The sequence below is a fragment of the Azotobacter bryophylli genome (genome assembly GCF_042643485.1).
Taxonomy (GTDB): Bacteria; Pseudomonadota; Gammaproteobacteria; order Pseudomonadales; family Pseudomonadaceae; genus Azotobacter; species Azotobacter bryophylli.
Window position 1 is genome coordinate 86647 of sequence record NZ_JBHRSJ010000029.1, and the last position, 19408, is coordinate 106054.

The following is a 19408-nucleotide window of genomic DNA, read 5'->3' on the forward strand; positions in this document are numbered from 1 at the left end:
GCGGGGCGTCGACGCATTCACCCAGTTTTTGTTCAGCGGAGTTCAGCATGACCCTCAGCCGTGATGCCGCCACCCAAGTCGCCCAGGTTCTCTCCGAGGCGCTGCCCTACATCCGCCGCTTCGTCGGCAAGACCCTGGTGATCAAGTACGGCGGCAACGCCATGGAGAGCGACGAGCTGAAGACCGGCTTCGCCCGCGACATCGTGCTGATGAAGGCGGTCGGCATCAACCCGGTGGTGGTGCACGGCGGCGGCCCGCAGATCGGCGACCTGCTCAAGCGTCTGAACATCGAGAGCCGCTTCGTCGACGGCATGCGCGTCACCGATGCGCAGACCATGGACGTGGTGGAGATGGTCCTCGGCGGCCAGGTCAACAAGGACATCGTCAACCTGATCAACCGTCAGGGCGGCAGCGCTATCGGACTGACCGGCAAGGACGCGGGGCTGATCCGCGCGAAGAAGCTCAAGGTCACCCGCCAGACCCCGGAAATGACCAAGCCGGAAATCATCGACATCGGCCTGGTCGGCGAGGTGGAAAGCGTCAACACCGGTCTGCTGAACATGCTGGTGCAGGGCGACTTCATCCCGGTGATCGCACCGATCGGCGTCGGCGCCGAGGGCGAGTCCTACAACATCAACGCCGACCTGGTTGCCGGCAAGGTGGCCGAAGCGCTCCAGGCCGAGAAGCTGATGCTGCTGACCAACATCGCCGGCCTGATGGACAAGGAAGGCAAGGTGCTCACCGGCCTGTCCACCGAGCAGGTCGACGCACTGATCGCCGACGGCACCATCTACGGCGGCATGCTGCCGAAGATCCGCTGCGCCCTCGACGCGGTGCAGGGCGGGGTGACCAGCGCCCATATCATCGATGGCCGCGTACCGAACGCCGTACTGCTGGAAATCTTCACCGACACCGGCGTCGGCACCCTGATCACCAATCGCCAGGACTGAATCGGCCTGGGCGAAAGATCCACGAAAAAGGGGAGCCATGGCTCCCCTTCTTTATGCCTGCGAGCGGCGGTCAGATGCCGTAGCGGGCGCGATACGCCTCCACCGCAGGCAGATGGCGCTTGAGCTCGTCGCTGTCGGCCAGGTATTCCAGCACGTCGGCTAGGGAGACAATGCTGACCACCGGCATGCCGAAGTCGCGCTCGACTTCCTGGATCGCCGACAGCTCGCCCTGACCGCGCTCCTGGCGGTTCAACGCGATCAGCACGCCGGCCGCCTGCGCGCCCTGGGTCTGGATGATCTGCATCACCTCGCGGATCGCGGTACCGGCGGTGATCACGTCGTCGACGATCAGCGCCCTTCCCTTCAACGGCGCGCCGACCAGTGTGCCGCCCTCGCCGTGATCCTTGGCCTCCTTGCGGTTGAAGCACCAGGGCAGGTCGCGGCCATGTTGCTCGGCCAGGGCCACGGCGGTCGCCGCGGCCAGCGGAATGCCCTTGTAGGCCGGCCCGAACAGCACGTCGAAGTCGATGCCGCTGTCGACCACCGCCGCAGCGTAGAAGCGTCCCAGTCGTGCCAGGGCCAGGCCGCTGTTGAACAGCCCGGCGTTGAAGAAATAGGGGCTGGTACGGCCGGACTTGAGGGTGAACTCACCGAAGCGCAGCACTCCGCGCTCGATGGCAAACTGAATGAATTCGCGCTGGTACGCCTGCATGAAAAGCCCCGGAATGCAAGGTTTTAGCTAAATGTGATGACCTCGGGTATCATACCTGCAGTTTTTTTTGGGGACCATGTATGCGGATCATCAGCGTAAACGTCAATGGTATTCAGGCTGCTGCGGAGCGCGGTTTGCCCAGCTGGCTCCAAGCTCAGAATGCCGACGTGATCTGCCTGCAGGATACCCGCGCCTCAGCCTTCGAACTCGACGACCCGACCTACCAGCTGGATGGCTACTTCCTCTATGCCAGCGATGCGGAAGTCCCCGGCCAGGGTGGCGTGGCGCTCTATTCGCGGCTGCAACCCAAGGCGGTCATCAGCGGCCTCGGTTTCGAAACGGCCGACCGCTATGGGCGTTACCTGCAAGCGGATTTCGACAAGGTCAGTATCGCCACCCTGCTGCTGCCTTCCGGCCAGGGCGGCGACGAGAATCTGAACCAGAAGTTCAAGTTCATGGACGATTTCGCCCATTATCTGGACAAGCAGCGTCGCAAGCGCCGCGAGTACATCTACTGTGGTTCGCTGTTCGTCGCCCATCAGAAGCTGGACGTGAAGAACTGGCGCGACTGCCAGCAGATGCCGGGCTTCCTGCCGCCGGAGCGCGCCTGGCTCGACGAGATCACCGGCAATATGGGCTATGTGGACGCCCTGCGCGAGATCAGCCGTGAGGGCGACCTGTACAGCTGGTGGCCGGACAGCGAGCAGGCGGAGATGCTCAACCTGGGCTGGCGCTTCGATTACCAGCTGCTCACCCCGGGCATGCGCCGCTGCGTGCGCAATGCGCGGTTGCCTCGGCAGCCGCGTTTCTCCCAACACGCTCCGCTGATCGTCGACTACGACTGGACGCTGAGCCTGTAACGGGCGAGCAGAAAAAAGCCGGCGATGCCGGCTTTTTTCGTTTTGGGCCATGAGCCGCGCCTGGATAGCCCAGCGATCACTTCACCAGACGGATGCACAGGGGATAGCGATAGGCCTCGCCGGCGTTGGCCCGGATGCCGGCGATGACCACCAGCACCAGCGCCACCAGACTGGCCAGCGCCATCAGCGGAAAGCCGATGAACACCCAGGCCAGCACGCCGCAGACCATCATGGCGATACTGTAGGTGATCTGGAAATTCAACGCCTCCTTGCCCTGCTGATCGACGAAGGGGTCCATGTCCTTCTTCAATTGCCAGACGATCAGCGGGCCCAGCACGTTGCCGATCAGCGGAGCGAAGAACCAGCAGAAGGACGCGTAATGGCAGAGCATTGCCCAGCGCTGAGCCTGCGGGCCGGGCAAAGGTACGAGCGCCTGTGGATTCATGACCGCCTCCGCCTCGCCGCGTTCGTCAGTCGGCCAGCACGGCGCGCTGCAGCTCGAACAGCTCGCGCACGCCGCGGGAGGCCAAGGCGAGCATGGCGTTCAGCTCTTCCGGCTGGAACGGCTCGCCTTCGGCAGTGCCCTGCACCTCGATGAAACCACCGGCATCGGTCATCACCACGTTAAGGTCGGTCTCGGCGGCCGAATCCTCCGGATAATCCAGGTCCAGCACCGGCTCGCCTTGGTAGATGCCCACGGAGACCGCGGCGACCATCTGCTTCAGCGGGTCGCCCTTCAGCCCGCCGCGCTTCTTGAGCACGCTCAGGGCGTCGACCAGCGCCACCATGGAGCCGGTGATCGATGCCGTGCGGGTACCGCCGTCCGCCTGGATCACGTCGCAATCGACGTACAGCGTGTTCTCGCCGAGCTTGCTCATATCCAGGGCGGCACGCAGGGAGCGGCCGATCAGGCGCTGGATCTCCAGGGTCCGTCCGCCCTGCTTGCCGCGGCTGGCCTCGCGCTGGGTGCGCTCGCCGGTGGCCCTGGGCAGCATGCCGTATTCGGCGGTCAACCAGCCCTTGCCCTGCCCCTTGAGGAAGCGCGGCACGCCGGACTCGACGCTGACCGTGCAGATCACCTTGGTGTCGCCGAACTCCACCAGCACCGAGCCCTCGGCATGCTTGGTGTAGTTGCGGGTAATACGGATCGGACGCAACTGATCGGCGGCACGGCCACTGGGACGCTTCATCGGGATCTACCTGTAGGGAACAAAATTATCCGGCCATTATAGGGCCCCCGCCGCCGCTCGGACATGCCGATTGGGCCTCGCCGACACACTGCGCTACAATCCTGCGCCTTTCGTTGAGACTTTCCGAGAGGTAGACACCATGGTGCACAGCATGACCGCCTTTGCCCGCGCCGAGCGGGCGGGGGCCCACGGCACCCTGAGCTGGGAGCTGCGCTCGGTCAACCACCGCTATCTGGAGCCGCACCTGCGTCTGCCGGAATCCTTCCGCGACCTGGAGAGCGCCGTTCGCGAGGCCCTGCGCCAGAACCTGTCGCGCGGCAAGGTGGAATGCACCCTGCGCTTCGACGAAGCCAACGCCGGCAAGCCCCTGCAGATCGACCGCGAGCGCACCACCCAGCTGGTCGCTGTCGCCGAGAGCGTCGCGGCGCTGATCCGCCAACCGGCGCCGATCAACCCGCTCGAAGTGCTCGCCTGGCCCGGCGTACTGGTTGCCGATGTGGCAGACCCGCAGGCGCTGAACGCCGAAGCCCTGGGCCTGTTCAACGAGGCGCTGACGCAGCTCAAGGCCGGACGAGCCCGGGAAGGCGCGGAGCTGGCACGACTGCTCGAGGAGCGCCTGGACGCCATGCTCTCGGAAGTCGCCGCCCTGCGCCAGTTGGTGCCGCAGATGCTCGCCGCGCAGCGGCAGAAGATTCTCGAGCGCTTCCGCGAGCTGCAGGCAGAGCTCGACCCGCAGCGCCTGGAGCAGGAACTGGTGCTGCTGGCACAGAAGAGCGACGTGGCCGAAGAACTCGATCGCCTCTGCACCCACATCGCCGAGGTTCGCCGCGTGCTGAATGCCAGCGGCGCCGCCGGCCGCCGCCTGGACTTCCTGATGCAGGAACTCAACCGCGAAGCCAACACTCTAGGCTCCAAGGCCTTCGACCCCCGTTCGACGCAGACAGCGGTCAACCTCAAGGTGCTGATCGAGCAGATGCGCGAACAGGTACAGAACATCGAATAAGCAACCGCCCATCCACTTCACCACCGCGCACTCGCTTTCAGGAAAGCCCCCATGTCCGCCACCGGCACCCTCTACATCATTTCCGCGCCTTCCGGCGCTGGCAAGACCAGCCTGGTCAAGGCCCTGATCGACGCCATGCCACAGGTGCGGGTATCGGTGTCCCACACCACCCGCCCCATGCGCCCGGGCGAGGTCGAGGGGGTCAACTACCACTTCGTGGAGCGCGAGCAGTTCATCCTGATGCTGGAGCGTAGCGAATTCCTCGAGCACGCCGAGGTGTTCGGCAATCTCTACGGCACCTCCCAGCGCTGGATGGAGCAGACCCTGGCCGAAGGCTTCGACCTGATCCTGGAGATCGACTGGCAAGGTGCCCAGCAGGTCCGCCGGCTGATGCCGCAGGCGCAATCCATCTTCATCCTGCCGCCGAGCCAGGAAGCCCTTCGCCAGCGCCTGACCAACCGCGGCCAGGACAGCGACGAGATCATCGAGCGGCGCATGCGCGAAGCCGTCAACGAGATGAGCCACTACCTGGAGTACGACTTCCTGGTGATCAACGACGACTTCGCCCACGCTCTGGAAGATCTCAAGTCGATCTTCCGGGCCAACCAGCTGCAGCAGAAGACCCAGCAGCTCCGCCATACCCATCTGCTGCGGGAGCTGCTGGCCTGAAGATCGCCCGCGGGGCGCGAGGCCCCCTAGCCAATTCGCGCTTCCCTTAGCGATGGCGTTTTTTTAGACTATCCAGTCCGCTCGCCCATCCCGGCACCGTAATTCCTATCGTTCACGAGGAACACCATGGCCCGCGTTACCGTTGAAGATTGTCTGGAAAATGTGGATAACCGTTTCGAACTGGTCATGCTCGCCAGCAAGCGCGCCCGCCAGCTGGCAACCGGCGGCAAGGAGCCGAAGGTAGCCTGGGAGAACGACAAGCCGACCGTCGTCGCCCTGCGCGAGATCGCAGACGGCCTGGTCGACGCTAACGTCATCGCCCAGGACGACATCGTTGCCGAAGAGCCTCTGTTCGCCGCCTTCGAGGAAGAGTCCAACGAGGCGCTGTAATTGATGCAAGGTCAAGGTCGCACGGTCGAGGAAGCGCCCTGTCGCCGGGGGGGATCTCCTTGGCCAGCATAGAGACCCTCGCCGACCGCCTGCTGACCTATCTCGCTCCGGACCAGGTCAATCTGGTCCGCCGCGCGTACTACTACGCCGAACAGGCCCACGACGGCCAACGCCGCCGCAGCGGCGAACCCTACGTCACCCACCCGCTGGCCGTCGCCAACATCCTCGCCGAAATGCACATGGACCATCAGAGCCTGATGGCCGCCATGCTGCACGACGTGATCGAGGATACCGGCATTCCCAAGCAGGCGCTGGTGGCGCAGTTCGGCGAGACGGTCGCCGAACTGGTCGACGGGGTCAGCAAGCTGACCCAGATGAAGTTCGAGAACAAGGCCGAGGCCCAGGCCGAGAACTTCCAGAAGATGGCCATGGCCATGGCCCGAGACATCCGGGTGATCCTGGTCAAGCTGGCCGACCGTCTGCACAACATGCGCACGCTCGATGCGATGCCGCACGAGAAGAGCCGACGCATCGCCAAGGAAACCCTGGAGATCTACGCGCCCATCGCCAACCGCCTGGGCATGCACACCATGCGCGTGGAGTTCGAGGACCTCGGCTTCAAGGCCATGTACCCGATGCGCTCGGAGCGCATCCGCCAGGCGGTGCGCAGGGCCCGCGGCAACCGCAAGGAAATCGTCGCCAAGATCGAGCAGTCGCTGATCGCCTGCCTCGAACGCGAGGGCCTGGAGGGCGACGTCAAGGGCCGCGAGAAACACCTCTACAGCATCTACAGCAAGATGCGCGGCAAGCGCCGGGCGTTCAACGAGATCATGGACGTCTATGCCTTCCGCATCGTGGTCGACAAGGTCGACACCTGCTACCGCGTGCTCGGCGCCGTGCATAATCTCTACAAGCCGCTGCCGGGCCGTTTCAAGGACTACATCGCGATTCCTAAGGCCAACGGCTACCAGTCGCTGCACACCACGCTGTTCGGCATGCATGGCGTGCCCATCGAGATCCAGATCCGCACCCGCGAGATGGAGGAGCTGGCCAACAACGGCATCGCCGCCCACTGGCTGTACAAGTCCAGCGACGACCCGGCCAAGGCCAGCCACGCCCGTGCCCGGCAATGGGTCAAGGGCGTGCTGGAGCTGCAGCAGCGCGCCGGCAACTCGCTGGAATTCATCGAGAGCGTGAAGATCGACCTGTTCCCCGACGAGGTCTACGTGTTCACGCCCAAGGGCCGCATCATGGAGATGCCGAAAGGCTCCACCGCGGTCGACTTCGCCTATGCGGTGCACACCGACGTCGGTAACGCCTGCATCGCCTGCCGTATCAACCGCCGCCTGGCGCCGCTGTCGCAGCCGCTGGAAAGCGGCTCCACGGTGGAGATCGTCACCGCGCCCGGCGCACGACCGAACCCGGCCTGGCTGACCTTCGTCGTCACCGGCAAGGCGCGCACCCATATCCGCCACGCCCTCAAGCAGCAGCGCCGCTCGGAATCCATCAGCCTCGGCGAGCGCCTGCTGAGCAAGGCCCTGGCCGGCCTGGACGCCCAGCTGGAGAACATCCCGGCCGAGCGCATCCAGCAGATCCTCGACGAGTACCACCAGGATGTCTTCGAGGATCTCCTGGAGGACGTCGGCCTCGGCAACCGCATGGCCTACGTGGTCGCCCGCCGTCTGGTGGCCAGCGACGACGAACAGATCCCCCACGCCGAAGGGCCGCTGGCGATCCGCGGCACCGAGGGCCTGGTGCTGAGTTACGCCAAGTGCTGCACGCCGATCCCCGGCGACCCCATCGTCGGCCACCTGTCGGCGGGCAAGGGCATGGTCGTGCACCTGGAGAACTGCCGGAACATCAGCGAGTTCCGCAACAACCCGGAAAAATGCATCCCCCTCTCCTGGGCCAAGGATGTCAGCGGGGAGTTCAACGTCGAACTGCGCGTCGAACTGGAGCACCAGCGCGGCCTGATCGCCCTGCTCGCCGGCAGCGTGAACGCCGCCGACGGCAACATCGAGAAGATCAGCATGGACGAGCGCGACGGACGCACCAGCGTCGTCCAACTGGTGGTCAGCGTGAAGGACCGCATCCATCTGGCCCAGGTGATCAAGAAACTGCGCACCCTCAAGGGCATCATCCGCATCACGCGGGTCAAAGCCTGATCGACCGACCGGTTCGGCTCGCCCGCAATCCATAGCCGTCGTTCCAACAAGGAGCCCCCATGAGCAAGACCGCGATCCACAGCGACAAGGCCCCCGCCGCCATCGGCACCTATTCCCAGGCGATCAAGGCCGGCAACACCGTCTACCTGTCCGGGCAGATCCCCCTGGATCCCAAGAGCATGGAACTGGTGGAAGGCTTCGAAGCCCAGGCCGTGCAGGTGTTCGAGAACCTCAAGGCGGTCGCCGAGGCGGCCGGCGGCTCGCTCAAGGACATCGTCAAGCTGAACATCTTCCTCACCGACCTGGCTCATTTCGCCAAGGTCAACGAAGTCATGGGCCGCTACTTCGAGCAGCCCTATCCGGCCCGCGCCGCCATCGGCGTGGCCGCCCTGCCGCGCGGCGCCCAGGTCGAGATGGACGGCATCCTGGTCCTCGAGTGATTCCCTGCGGGCCGCCCGGCGCGGCCCGCTTCTCCAGCCCCGGCTACCCCCTTTCCTCGCCCCACCACTGCCCGACCAACCATGGCAGTGTTGCCACCGGCTCCCGGTAGCGGACGGACAATTCAAGAAGGAACATGATGGGGCTGGCCCGGCGCGCCGGGCCAGCCAGGCTCAGGTGCGCGAGCCAGCCAGGGCCTCGGCGGCGCCGCTGGCGACGACCGGGCGCAAGGCGGGCAGGTGTTGCTCTTCTTCCCGGGCCTGCTGCATGGCCCGCTGCCGGCGTTCTTCGCTGCGACGGATGAAGAACCAGGCGAGGAAAGTGAACAGAGAGACCGCCAGCAGGATCAGGCTGGCGACGGCGTTGATTTCCGGCTTCACCCCCAGGCGCACGGCGGCGAACACCTCGATGGGCAGGGTGGTCGAGCCTGGGCCGGACACGAAGCTGGCCAGCACCAGGTCGTCCAGCGACAAGGCGAAGGCCATCATGGCACCGGCCACCAGCGACGGCGCGATCATCGGCATGGTGATCAGCAGGAACACCTTCCACGGCCGAGCGCCCAAGTCCATCGCCGCCTCCTCGATGGACAGGTCCAGTTCGCGCAGGCGCGAGGACACCACCACCGCCACGTAGGAGGTGCAGAAGGTGGTGTGGGCGATCCAGATGGTCAGGAGGCCGCGTTCGGCCGGCCAGCCGATCAGTTGGGCCATGGCCACGAACAGCAGGAGCAGGGACAGGCCGGTGATCACGTCCGGCATCACCAGCGGCGCGGTGACCATCCCACCGAACAGGGTACGACCGCGAAAGCGCGGGATGCGGGTCAGCACGAAAGCCGCCAGGGTGCCCAGCGCCACCGCGGAGATAGCGGTGTAGAAGGCGATCTCCAGCGAGCGCAGGACCGCGCCCATCAGCTTCTGGTTGTCGAGCAGGCCGGCGTACCACTTCACCGACCAGCCGCCCCAGACGGTCACCAGGCGCGAGTCGTTGAAGGAGTAGATGACCAGGATGACCATCGGCAGGTAGATGAACAGCAGCCCGGCCCACAGCATCAGTTTGGAGAAGCGCGGGTTTCTCATGCCTTGCCCTCCATTTCCCTGGCCTGGTTACGGTTGAAGAACAGGATCGGCAGGATCAGGATCGCCAGCATCACCACCGCCAACGCCGCGGCCACCGGCCAGTCGCGGTTGTTGAAGAATTCCTGCCAGAGCACCCGGCCGATCATCAGGGTTTCCGGACCGCCGAGCAGTTCGGGGATGACGAATTCGCCGACCACCGGGATGAACACCAGCATGCAGCCGGCGATGATGCCGTTCTTCGACAGCGGCACGGTGATCTTCCAGAAGCTGGTGACGTTGTGCGCGCCGAGATCGGCGGCCGCCTCCAGCAGGCTCGGGTCGTGCTTCACCAGGTTGGCGTAGATCGGCAGGATCATGAACGGCAGGTAGGAATAGACCACCCCGATGTACACCGCGATATCGGTGTTGAGGATGTGCAGGGGCTCGTCGATCAGGCCGAGGCCCTGCAGCATGCCGTTGAGCAGGCCGTTGTTGCTGAGGATGCCCATCCAGGCGTAGACGCGGATCAGGATCGCGGTCCAGGTCGGCATCATGATCAGCAACAGATAGACGGTCTGCATCTCTTTGCGCGCATGGGCGATGGCGTAGGCCATGGGATAGCCGATCAGCAGGCACAGCAGGGTGCTGAAGAAGGCGATCCTGAGCGAGCCGAGATAGGCCGACAGGTACAGTTCGTCCTCGCCGAGGAACAGGTAGTTGCCCAGGTTGAGCAGCACTTCCAGATGCTGGTCGGCGTAGCGGAACAGCTCGGTGTAGGGCGGGATCGCCACGTCGGTTTCGGCGAAGCTGATCTTCAGGACGATGGCGAACGGCAGCAGGAAGAACAGCAGCAGCCAGAAGAAGGGCACGCCGATCACCAGATGGCGACCGCCGGGAAGCAGTTTGCGCAGCGTGTTCATGAATGCAGCACCACCCCGCTGTCGTCATACCAGGAGATGTAGACCTGATCGTCCCAGGTCGGCCGTTTGACATGGCGCTCCGAGTTGGCCATGAAGGCCTGCACGATCAGGCCCGACGGCAGCTCGACGTAGTACAGCGAATGACCGCCCAGGTAGGCGATGTCGTGCACCTTGCCGGTCGCCCAGTTGTAGTCGGGATGCTCCAATTCGGGCCTGTCGACGCTGATCTGCATCTTTTCAGGACGAAGCGCGTAGGTGATGTGTCTCTCCTCGGCGCGGGTGGAGATGCCGTGACCGATGTAGATCGGCCGCTCCAGTTGCGGGCAGGCGGCCATCGCGTGGTCGGCGTCGTCCTGGATTAGCTCGCCTTCGAACAGGTTGACGTTGCCGATGAACTCGCAGACCAACCGGCTGTTCGGCGTCTCGTAGATGTCCACCGGGCTGCCGACCTGGGCGATCCAGCCCTGATGCATGATGGCGATGCGCTCGGCCATGGTCATCGCCTCCTCCTGATCGTGGGTCACCATCACGCAGGTCACGCCGACCCGCTGGATGATTTCCACCAGCTCCAGCTGCATCTGCGAGCGCAGCTTCTTGTCCAGCGCCCCCATGGGTTCGTCGAGCAGCAGCAGCTTGGGTCGCTTGGCCAGCGAGCGGGCCAGGGCCACGCGCTGGCGCTGGCCGCCGGACAGCTGGTGCGGCTTGCGCTTGGCGTACTGGGTCATCTGCACCAGCTTGAGCATCTCGGCGACGCGCTCGGCGATCTCGTCCTTGGGCAGACGGTCCTGCTTGAGGCCGAAGGCGATGTTCTGCTCCACCGTCATGTGCGGGAACAGCGCATAGGATTGGAACATCATGTTGATCGGCCGCTCGTAGGGCGGCAGGTCGGTGATGTCGCGGCCTTCCAGATAGATGCGGCCCTCGGTCGGCCGCTCGAAACCGGCCAGCATGCGCAGCAGGGTCGATTTGCCACAGCCGGAGCCGCCGAGCAGGGCGAAGATCTCGCCTTTCTGGATGGTCAGGTTGACGTCGTCCACCGCCACCATCTCGTCGAATTTCTTGGTGACCCGCTCCAGCTTGAGCAGGACCTCCCTGCTCTGACTGTCGCCGGTCAGAACCTTCTTGTAGGCGCTGGAGACAATGGCCATGCGCGAACTCCCACTGAAAATTTGGCCGATATTGACGCCCTACCCATCCTCCCCGGCACGTCTGACGGCCTGGAAGACGACGTATCTGGACAAGTGGAACAAGCGGACGCAGGGCCGCGCCCCCGGCAATGTGGCTGCATCCCTGGCCTGACCGTGCGGACTGCGGCAGTCGGGATCGAGATCGAGCGCATGGGAAGGCTCCTCCAGTGCCGGTCCGCGCGGTATCTGCCGAGCGAAGGCCGCTATTTATGGGAAAAACCTCGAAAGATCAACAGGCAGGATGCAGCAGGCGAAAACTTGGGGAATGAGGGAAGCCTCGAACCTTCGGATTCCCCTCCGGGCGCTATCGGAGGGGCACTCCAGCGGCTGGTCGCCGGAGTGCTTCCGCCATCAATGGCCGGACTTGATCTTGGTCCAGCTGCGGGTCATGGCACGCTGCACCTTGGGGTCCAGATCCGGGAAGGTGTAGAGCTTCTTCATCACGTCCTGGCTCGGGTAGATGCCCGGGTCGGTGCGGATGTCCTCGGCCACCAGCGGAGTGGCGGCGGCGTTGCCGTTCGGGAAGCGCACGTAGTCGGTGATCGAAGCCATGACTTCCGGCTTCAGCAGGTAGTTGAGGAAGACATGGGCGTTATCCACGTTCTTCGCATCGGCCGGGATGGCCAGCATGTCGAAGAAGCTGCCGGCACCCTCCTTCGGAATCTTGTAGCCGACCTTCACGCCGTTCTTGGCCTCTTCGGCGCGGGTTTTGGCCTGGTAGATATCGCCGGAATAACCGATGGCGACGCAGGTGTTGCCGTTGGCCAGGTCGGAGATGTACTTGGAGGAGTGGAAGTAGGCCACGCTCGGGCGGATCTTCATGAACAGCTCCTCGGCCTTCTTCAGCTCTTCGGGCTTGCTGCTGTCCGGAGCGTAGCCCAGGTAATGCAGCGCGGCCGGCAGGATCTCGGTCGGCGAGTCGAGGAAGGAGACGCCGCAGGACTTCAGCTTCTCGATGTTCTCCGGCTTGAACACCAGGTCCCAGGAATCGACCGGAGCGTTGTCGCCGAGCACGGCCTTGACCTTGTCGACGTTGTAGCCGATGCCGATGGTGCCCCACATGTAGGGGATCGCGTACTGGTTGCCCGGATCGCTAGGATCCAGGGCCTTGAGCAGGTTCTTGTCGAGGTTGTTCCAGTTGGTCAGCTTGCTCTTGTCCAGCTTCTGGAACACGCCGGCCTTGATCTGCTTGGCCAGGAAGGGGTTCGACGGTACCACCACGTCGTAGCCGGAGCTGCCGGCCAGCAGTTTGGCTTCCAGCACCTCATTGCTGTCGAAGACGTCGTAGACGACCTTGATCCCGGTTTCCTTGGTGAAGTTCTCCAGGGTGTCCTCGGCGATGTAGTCCGACCAGTTGTAGACATGCAGCACCTTGTCCTCGGCCTGGGCCGCACCCGCCAGGAGTCCGGCTAGGGACAGCGCGAGAAGGGACTTGCCAAATCTTTTCATGCGTACAGCTCCTGTTGTGTCTTTTGTTTACCCGACTGGCGAGCGTCCTGCCCTTCTCGTGGGCTGGACGCACACTGCTGCGCAGTCTGACAAGGCCGGTCGTCTATTTCCATGCACTCGCGCGAGCGAAGGCGCAGGATAGACGCCTCCTCAGCCGAGCACGGCACTCGCGGTCAGGTCCAGACACTTGTGCGCCTTGGCGATCAACTCGTCGATCTCCACCGGATCGATCACCAGCGGCGGCGCGATGATCATGGTGTCGCCCACGGCCCGCATCACCAGTCCGTTGTCGAAGCAGAACTCGCGACAGCGCATGCCGACCGCCTGTTCGGCGGGGAAGCGCTCGCGGCTGTGCTTGTTCTTGACCAGTTCGAGCGCCGCGACCATACCGACACCGCGGGTTTCCCCCACCAACGGATGCTCGGCCAGTTGCCGCCAGCGATGCTGCAAATACGGTGCCGTTTCGCTCTTAACGCGCTCGACGATGCCCTCCTCGCGCAGGATGCGGATGTTCTCCAGGGCCACCGCCGCCGCCACCGGATGCCCGGAATAGGTGAAGCCGTGGTAGAACTCGCCGCCCTGGTTGAGCACCTCGACCACCTCGTCGCGGACCACTACGCCCCCCATGGGCACGTAGCCGGAGGTCAGGCCCTTGGCGATCGACATCAGATCCGGCTTCAGGCCGTAATGCTGGCTGCCGAACCACTCGCCGGTGCGACCGAACCCGCAGATGACCTCATCGGCGGCGAACAGGATGTCGTACTTGTCGAGGATCTCGCGGATCTTCGGCCAGTAGGTCTCCGGCGGGACTATCACCCCACCGGCGCCCTGGACCGGCTCGGCGATGAAGGCGGCGACGTTCTCCTCGCCGAGATCGAGAATCTTGCTCTCCAGCTGTTCGGCGACCCGGGTGCCGAACTCATCGGGGTCCAGGTCGCCGCCCTCGCCGAACCAGTAGGGCTGGTCGATGTGCTCGATGCCGGGGATCGGCAGGTCGCCCTGGCCGTGCAGCCCCTTCATCCCGCCCAGGCTGGCGCCGGCAACGGTCGAACCGTGGTAGGCGTTCCAGCGGCCGATCACCACCTTCTTGCTCGGCTTGCCCTTGACCGCCCAGTAGTGCCGCACCATGCGCAGCACGGTGTCATTGGCCTCCGAGCCGGAGCCGGTGAAGAACACGTGGTTCATGCCCTCGGGCGCCAGCTCGGCGATGGCCTTGGCCAGCTCCAGGGCCGGCGGATGGGCGGTCTGGAAGAACAGATTGTAGTAAGGCAGCTCGCGCATCTGCCGGGCCGCCGCCTCGGCCAGCTCCTCGCGGCCGTAGCCGACGTTGACGCACCAAAGGCCGGCCATGCCGTCGAGGATGCGGTTGCCCTCGCTGTCCCACAGGTGCACGCCGGAAGCGCGGGTGATGATCCGCGGGCCCTTCTCGTTGAGCTGCTTGTAATCGGTGAACGGCGGCAAATGGTGGTCGCGCCCCAGATCCTGCCACTGCCGGGTCTGCGGATTGCTGCTGGCTTTCTTCATGGATTGGTACCTCCGACAACGGGAACCCGAAAGACGGGCCGTAAGGGATTCCGACGGACCGCGTCCGCCTGGGACGCCCGAACCGGCGGCAGCGGGCGTTCAGGATCGGGAGCCGATCACCCGCTTGTAGTTCTCGCTCTCTGCGCGCCCGAGCGACGAGGCTGGCAGCGACAGATCGGTCTCGCTGCGGCGATGCCGCTCGGATCGCCGATCGGGCAGTTCACCTCGACGCTCGGCCGTCAGCGCCGGCCCGCCCGCTGCCGGCAGGCGTCGCCGAAGGCCTGGAACAGCCGCAGATAATGGGGATTGGCCTGGAACTGCCACTCCGGGTGCCATTGCACGCCGAGGGCGAAGCTCTGCGCATCGATCACCGAGAGCGCCTCGATCAGCCCGTCCGGCGCCAGCCCCTCGATGCGCAACCCCGGACCGAGGCGCTCGACGCCCTGGCCGTGCACCGAGTTGACCTGGATCTCCCGCGGCAGGCCGAGGCTGGCGAGCAGACCGCCGGGCTGCACGTGCAGGGTGTGACGCGGGCCGTACTGAACCTCCAGGGCGTCCTCCTCGCTCTCCCGGTGGTCCATGAACGGCCCGGCCTCGTGCACCTTCTGGTGCAGGCTGCCGCCGAAGGCCACGTTCATCTCCTGGAAGCCGAGGCAGATGCCGAACAGCGGCACGCCGGCGGCCACCGCGGCGCGGATCAAGGGCAGCGTGGTGCGGTCGCGCGCCGGGTCGTGCAGGGTTCCCGGCGCACTGGCCGGCCCCTGGTAATGGTGCGGTTCGACGTTCGACGGCGAGCCGGTGAACAGCAGGCCGTCGAGGCGCTGGATGAGCTCCGCCTGGTCGATCAGTTCGCCCAGGGCGGGGATGACCAGCGGCAGACCGCCCGCGCCCTCGGCAACGGCGCGCAGGTACTTGTCACCGGCGACATGGTAGGAATGCAGGCCGATCTGCTTGGTGCAGGCGATCACGCCGATCAATGGCTGACGGAACATGCAGGCGTCTTCCTTGTATCCACTAGGTAGATGGCCCGAGCTTAGTCTTGTTCATTTTTTTAGACAACCGCCGGAAATCAGGCGCCAGCAGGAGGCCTTCCAGAGCACGCGAACAGCGTTCCCGACCGCCCCAAAACGCCGCAGAAAAAGGCACGAGAGCCCCAATGAAGGGCAAAACGGGCCTGCCTTGACAGCGCCACGGCTTTGGGGTTGACTCAACACCAAGTCATCGGATGATTGATATTTTTAACATGTAAGGTGTTGCATCATGTCGGTCCTTCCGCGCGCCGTTCAGCTCAACGAGGCGAACGCGTTCCTCAAGGAACACCCCGAGATCCTGTTCATCGATCTGCTCATCGCCGACATGAACGGCGTGGTGCGAGGCAAGCGCATCGAGCGCACCAGCCTGCACAAGGTCTACGAGCAGGGCATCAACCTCCCCGCCTCGCTGTTCGCCCTGGACATCAACGGCGCCACCGTGGAAAGCACCGGCCTGGGCCTGGACATCGGCGACGCCGACCGCAACTGCTTCCCCATCCCCAACACCCTGAGCAAGGAACCCTGGCAGAAGCGCCCCACCGCGCAGCTCTTGATGACCATGCACGAGCGCGACGGCACGCCCTTCTTCGCCGATCCGCGGGAAGTGCTGCGCCGGGTGGTGGAGAGGTTCGACGCCATGGGCCTGACCGTCTGCGCCGCCTTCGAGCTGGAGTTCTACCTGATCGACCAGGAGAACGTGAACGGCCGGCCGCAGCCGCCGCGCTCGCCGATTTCCGGCAAGCGTCCGCACTCCACCCAGGTCTACCTGATCGACGACCTCGACGAATACGTCGACTGCCTGCAGGACATCCTCGAGGGCGCCAAGGAACAGGGCATCCCGGCCGACGCCATCGTCAAGGAGAGCGCCCCGGCGCAATTCGAGGTCAACCTGCACCACGTCGCCGACCCGATCAAGGCCTGCGACTACGCCGTGCTGCTCAAGCGCCTGGTCAAGAACATCGCCTACGACCACGAGATGGACACCACCTTCATGGCCAAGCCCTACCCCGGCCAGGCCGGCAACGGGCTGCACGTGCACATCTCGATCCTCGACCGCGAGGGCCGCAACATCTTCGCCGGAGATGATCCCCAGCAGAACGCCGATCTGCGCCATGCCATCGGCGGTGTGCTGGAGACCATGCCGGCGTCGATGGCCTTCCTCTGCCCCAACGTCAACTCCTACCGCCGCTTCGGCGCCCAGTTCTACGTGCCCAACGCGCCGAGCTGGGGCCTGGACAACCGCACCGTGGCCCTGCGCGTGCCGACCGGCAGCGCCGATGCGATACGCATCGAGCACCGGGTGGCCGGCGCCGACGCCAACCCCTACCTGGTGATGGCCGCCCTGCTGGCCGGCGTGCACCACGGCCTCAGCCACCGGGTCGAGCCGGGCGAGCCGATTGAGGGCAACTCCTACGAGAAGGTCGAGCCCAGCCTGCCGAACAACCTTCGCGACGCCCTGCGCAAGCTGGACGACAGCGAGATCCTGGCCGAATACATCAGCCCGGACTACATCGATATCTTCGTCGCCTGCAAGGAAAGCGAGCTGGAGGAGTTCGAGCACTCGATCTCGGACCTGGAGTACAACTGGTACCTGCACACGGTCTGATCGACCGGCCGGAAAGCCGCTGGGCGATCCGGTCAATGTCCCTTTCCCCTTGCATTTGACCCGGGCGGCATCCTCTGCCAGCTTGATGGATTCCGCCCATGCGTCGTCACGAGGTCGCCATGTCTCGCATCGTCACCGTCGCCGCCACCCAGATGGCCTGTTCCTGGGATCGCGCCGCCAACATCGCCAAGGCCGAGAAACTGGTGCGCGAGGCCGCCGCCAGGGGCGCGCAGATCATCCTGATCCAGGAACTGTTCGAAACCCCCTACTTCTGCCAGAAACCGAACCCGGAATACCTGCAGCTGGCCACCACGGTCGAGGAAAACCCCGCAATCCGCCATTTCCGCAAGATCGCCGCCGAGCTCCAAGTGGTGCTGCCGATCAGCTTCTTCGAGCTGGCCGGGCGGGCGCGCTTCAACAGCATCGCCATCATCGACGCCGACGGCCGGGTGCTCGGCACCTACCGCAAGAGCCACATCCCCGACGGCCCCGGCTACCACGAGAAGTACTACTTCAACCCCGGCGACACCGGCTTCAAGGTCTGGCAGACCCGCTACGCCAAAATCGGCGTGGCCATCTGCTGGGACCAGTGGTTCCCGGAGAGCGCGCGCAGCATGGCGCTGCAGGGCGCCGAACTGCTGTTCTATCCGACCGCCATCGGCAGCGAGCCGCACGACCCGACCATCACCTCCCGCGACCACTGGCAGCGGGTGCAGCAGGGCCATGCCGGCGCCAACCTGATGCCGCTGATCGCCAGCAACCGCATCGGCCGCGAGGAGCAGGAGGACTACCACATCGACTTCTACGGTTCGTCGTTCATCGCCGACCCGTTCGGCGCCAAGGTGGAGGAGCTGAACGAGACCGAGGAAGGCGTGCTGGTGCACAGCTTCGACCTCGACCGTCTGGAGCACATCCGCAGCGCCTGGGGCGTGTTCCGCGACCGCCGGCCGAACCTCTACGGGCCGCTCAAGACCCTGGACGGCGCGCTGGAGTCCTGACGCCGATCCGCCCCGCGGCGAAGCTGCCGCTGCGGGGCAATCCCGCAGAAGCCTGCAATACTCAAGACGAGCCGACCGATTCGTCGTCCTTTCGCAACCACCTGGTGACAGCCCGATGACCACCCTCACCTCGACTCCCCGTGCCGATGGCTTTCGCATGCCCGCCGAGTGGGAACCGCACAGCCAGACCTGGATGCTCTGGCCGGAACGGCCGGACAACTGGCGCCTGGGCGGCAAGCCGGCGCAGGCCGCCTTCGCCGCGGTAGCCCGTGCCATCGCCCGCTTCGAGCCGGTCAGCGTCGGCGTCAGCGCCGGGCAGTACGAGAACGCCTGCGCCCGCCTCGACCATCCGAACATCCGCGTGATCGAACTCGGCAGCGACGACGCCTGGGTGCGCGACAGCGGTCCGACCTTCGTGGTCGACGGCCGCGGCGAGGTGCGCGGGGTGGACTGGACCTTCAATGCCTGGGGCGGCTTCGACGGTGGCCTCTACTGGCCGTGGAAGCGCGACGACCAGGTGGCGGGCAAGATCCTCGGCATCGAGCGCTGCGCCCGCTATCGCACCGAAGGCTTCGTGCTGGAAGGTGGCGCCATCCACGTGGACGGCGAAGGCACCCTGCTGACCACCGAGGAATGCCTGCTCAACCGCAACCGCAATCCGCAGCTGTCGCGGCACGAGATCGAGGTCGTGCTCGCCGAACATCTGTCCGTCGACAAGGTGATCTGGCTGCCCCAGGGCCTGTACAACGACGAGACCGACGGCCATGTGGACAACTTCTGCTGCTTCGTCCGCCCCGGCGAGGTGCTGCTGGCCTGGACCGACGATCCGCAGGACCCGAACTATCCGCGCTGCCAGGCGGCCCTCCGGGTGCTGGAGCAGAGCCGCGACGCCCGGGGCAACGCCCTCACCGTGCACAAGATGCCGATTCCCGGCCCGCTGTACGCCAGCGAGGAGGAATGCGCCGGCGTGGATGCCATCGCCGGCAGCCAGCCGCGCGATCCGTCCCAGCGCCTGGCCGGCTCCTACGTGAACTTCCTGATCGTCAACGGCGGCATCATCGCGCCCCGCTTCGACGATCCGCGGGATGCCGAGGCGGAAAGAATCCTGCGCCAGCTGTTCCCCGAGCGCGAGGTGGTCATGCTGCCGGGCCGGGAGATTCTCCTCGGCGGCGGCAACATTCACTGCATCACCCAGCAGCAGCCGGCGCCGCATCTGCATCCGGAATCCTGGAAGCAGGTGCTGGAGTGCGGGGCCTGAGTC

At 65.1% G+C, this 19408-nt stretch carries 19 protein-coding genes; 10 read left to right on the forward strand and 9 right to left on the reverse strand.

Annotated elements, in window-relative coordinates; translation table 11 throughout:
* The first annotated feature begins 47 nt into the window (after positions 1-47).
* Complete coding sequence (gene argB, locus ACFOJE_RS13435; protein ID WP_377814891.1) at positions 48-950, forward strand: acetylglutamate kinase; 903 nt, start codon at positions 48-50, stop codon at positions 948-950.
* 70 nt (positions 951-1020) lie between these two features.
* Here the strand turns inward: argB and pyrE are convergent, their stop codons facing one another.
* Positions 1021-1662, reverse strand: coding sequence for an orotate phosphoribosyltransferase (pyrE, locus tag ACFOJE_RS13440; protein ID WP_377814893.1), 642 nt, complete (start codon positions 1660-1662; stop codon positions 1021-1023).
* Between the two features lie 80 nt (positions 1663-1742).
* Here pyrE and ACFOJE_RS13445 point away from each other — a divergent pair, with 80 nt between their 5' ends.
* On the forward strand, positions 1743-2522 hold the full coding sequence (locus ACFOJE_RS13445; RefSeq protein ID WP_377814894.1) for an exodeoxyribonuclease III: 780 nt from the start codon (positions 1743-1745) through the stop codon (positions 2520-2522).
* 76 nt (positions 2523-2598) lie between these two features.
* On the opposite strand, the gene ACFOJE_RS13450 is transcribed toward ACFOJE_RS13445, so the two are convergent.
* Both ACFOJE_RS13450 and rph read right to left on the reverse strand, forming a co-directional pair.
* A complete protein-coding gene (locus tag ACFOJE_RS13450) occupies positions 2599-2967 on the reverse strand; it encodes a DUF4870 domain-containing protein (RefSeq protein ID WP_377814895.1) in 369 nt (122 codons plus the stop codon).
* Between the two features lie 25 nt (positions 2968-2992).
* Positions 2993-3712 (reverse strand): ribonuclease PH, encoded by a 720-nt coding sequence (gene rph / locus ACFOJE_RS13455; protein ID WP_377814896.1) that lies wholly within the window; start codon positions 3710-3712, stop codon positions 2993-2995.
* A gap of 139 nt (positions 3713-3851) precedes the next feature.
* Here rph and ACFOJE_RS13460 point away from each other — a divergent pair, with 139 nt between their 5' ends.
* The 5 genes from ACFOJE_RS13460 to ACFOJE_RS13480 all read left to right on the forward strand — a co-directional run bounded on the left by ACFOJE_RS13460 (position 3852) and on the right by ACFOJE_RS13480 (position 8379).
* Positions 3852-4715, forward strand: a complete 864-nt coding sequence (locus tag ACFOJE_RS13460) for a YicC/YloC family endoribonuclease (protein WP_377814897.1) — start codon at positions 3852-3854, stop codon at positions 4713-4715.
* A gap of 51 nt (positions 4716-4766) precedes the next feature.
* A complete protein-coding gene (gmk, locus tag ACFOJE_RS13465; protein ID WP_377814898.1) occupies positions 4767-5384 on the forward strand; it encodes a guanylate kinase in 618 nt (205 codons plus the stop codon).
* Positions 5385-5510: 126 nt separating this feature from the next.
* Positions 5511-5774 (forward strand): DNA-directed RNA polymerase subunit omega, encoded by a 264-nt coding sequence (gene rpoZ / locus ACFOJE_RS13470; RefSeq protein WP_377814899.1) that lies wholly within the window; start codon positions 5511-5513, stop codon positions 5772-5774.
* Positions 5775-5833: 59 nt separating this feature from the next.
* Positions 5834-7939, forward strand: a complete 2106-nt coding sequence (spoT, locus tag ACFOJE_RS13475) for a bifunctional GTP diphosphokinase/guanosine-3',5'-bis pyrophosphate 3'-pyrophosphohydrolase (RefSeq protein ID WP_377814901.1) — start codon at positions 5834-5836, stop codon at positions 7937-7939.
* A gap of 59 nt (positions 7940-7998) precedes the next feature.
* The gene (locus tag ACFOJE_RS13480; RefSeq protein ID WP_377814903.1) at positions 7999-8379 is read left to right on the forward strand and encodes a RidA family protein; all 381 of its coding nucleotides are present in this window, start codon (positions 7999-8001) and stop codon (positions 8377-8379) included.
* A 171-nt stretch (positions 8380-8550) separates the two neighbouring features.
* On the opposite strand, the gene ACFOJE_RS13485 is transcribed toward ACFOJE_RS13480, so the two are convergent.
* The 6 genes from ACFOJE_RS13485 to ACFOJE_RS13510 form a co-directional block, all read right to left on the reverse strand.
* Positions 8551-9453, reverse strand: a complete 903-nt coding sequence (locus ACFOJE_RS13485; protein ID WP_377814904.1) for an ABC transporter permease subunit — start codon at positions 9451-9453, stop codon at positions 8551-8553.
* Positions 9450-10352, reverse strand: coding sequence for an ABC transporter permease subunit (locus tag ACFOJE_RS13490; RefSeq protein ID WP_377814906.1), 903 nt, complete (start codon positions 10350-10352; stop codon positions 9450-9452). The genes ACFOJE_RS13485 and ACFOJE_RS13490 overlap by 4 nt, the downstream gene beginning before the upstream one ends.
* A complete protein-coding gene (locus ACFOJE_RS13495) occupies positions 10349-11500 on the reverse strand; it encodes an ABC transporter ATP-binding protein (protein ID WP_377814907.1) in 1152 nt (383 codons plus the stop codon). Before ACFOJE_RS13495 ends, ACFOJE_RS13490 begins: the two co-directional genes overlap by 4 nt.
* A gap of 390 nt (positions 11501-11890) precedes the next feature.
* Entirely contained in the window at positions 11891-12988 is a 1098-nt protein-coding gene (locus tag ACFOJE_RS13500) for a polyamine ABC transporter substrate-binding protein (protein WP_377814908.1), read from the reverse strand.
* A gap of 150 nt (positions 12989-13138) precedes the next feature.
* Positions 13139-14512 carry an aspartate aminotransferase family protein gene (locus tag ACFOJE_RS13505; RefSeq protein WP_377814909.1) on the reverse strand — a complete coding sequence of 458 codons (1374 nt, stop codon included), beginning with the start codon at positions 14510-14512 and terminating at the stop codon, positions 13139-13141.
* A 239-nt stretch (positions 14513-14751) separates the two neighbouring features.
* Positions 14752-15504, reverse strand: a complete 753-nt coding sequence (locus ACFOJE_RS13510) for a gamma-glutamyl-gamma-aminobutyrate hydrolase family protein (protein WP_377814910.1) — start codon at positions 15502-15504, stop codon at positions 14752-14754.
* 268 nt (positions 15505-15772) lie between these two features.
* On the opposite strand from ACFOJE_RS13510, the gene ACFOJE_RS13515 reads away from it, so the two are divergent.
* From ACFOJE_RS13515 to aguA, 3 genes are all read left to right on the forward strand, one after another.
* On the forward strand, positions 15773-17149 hold the full coding sequence (locus tag ACFOJE_RS13515; protein ID WP_377814911.1) for a glutamine synthetase family protein: 1377 nt from the start codon (positions 15773-15775) through the stop codon (positions 17147-17149).
* A gap of 119 nt (positions 17150-17268) precedes the next feature.
* Entirely contained in the window at positions 17269-18147 is an 879-nt protein-coding gene (gene aguB / locus ACFOJE_RS13520) for an N-carbamoylputrescine amidase (protein WP_377815051.1), read from the forward strand.
* Between the two features lie 115 nt (positions 18148-18262).
* Positions 18263-19405 (forward strand): agmatine deiminase, encoded by a 1143-nt coding sequence (aguA, locus tag ACFOJE_RS13525; protein ID WP_377814912.1) that lies wholly within the window; start codon positions 18263-18265, stop codon positions 19403-19405.
* Positions 19406-19408 lie beyond the last annotated feature (3 nt).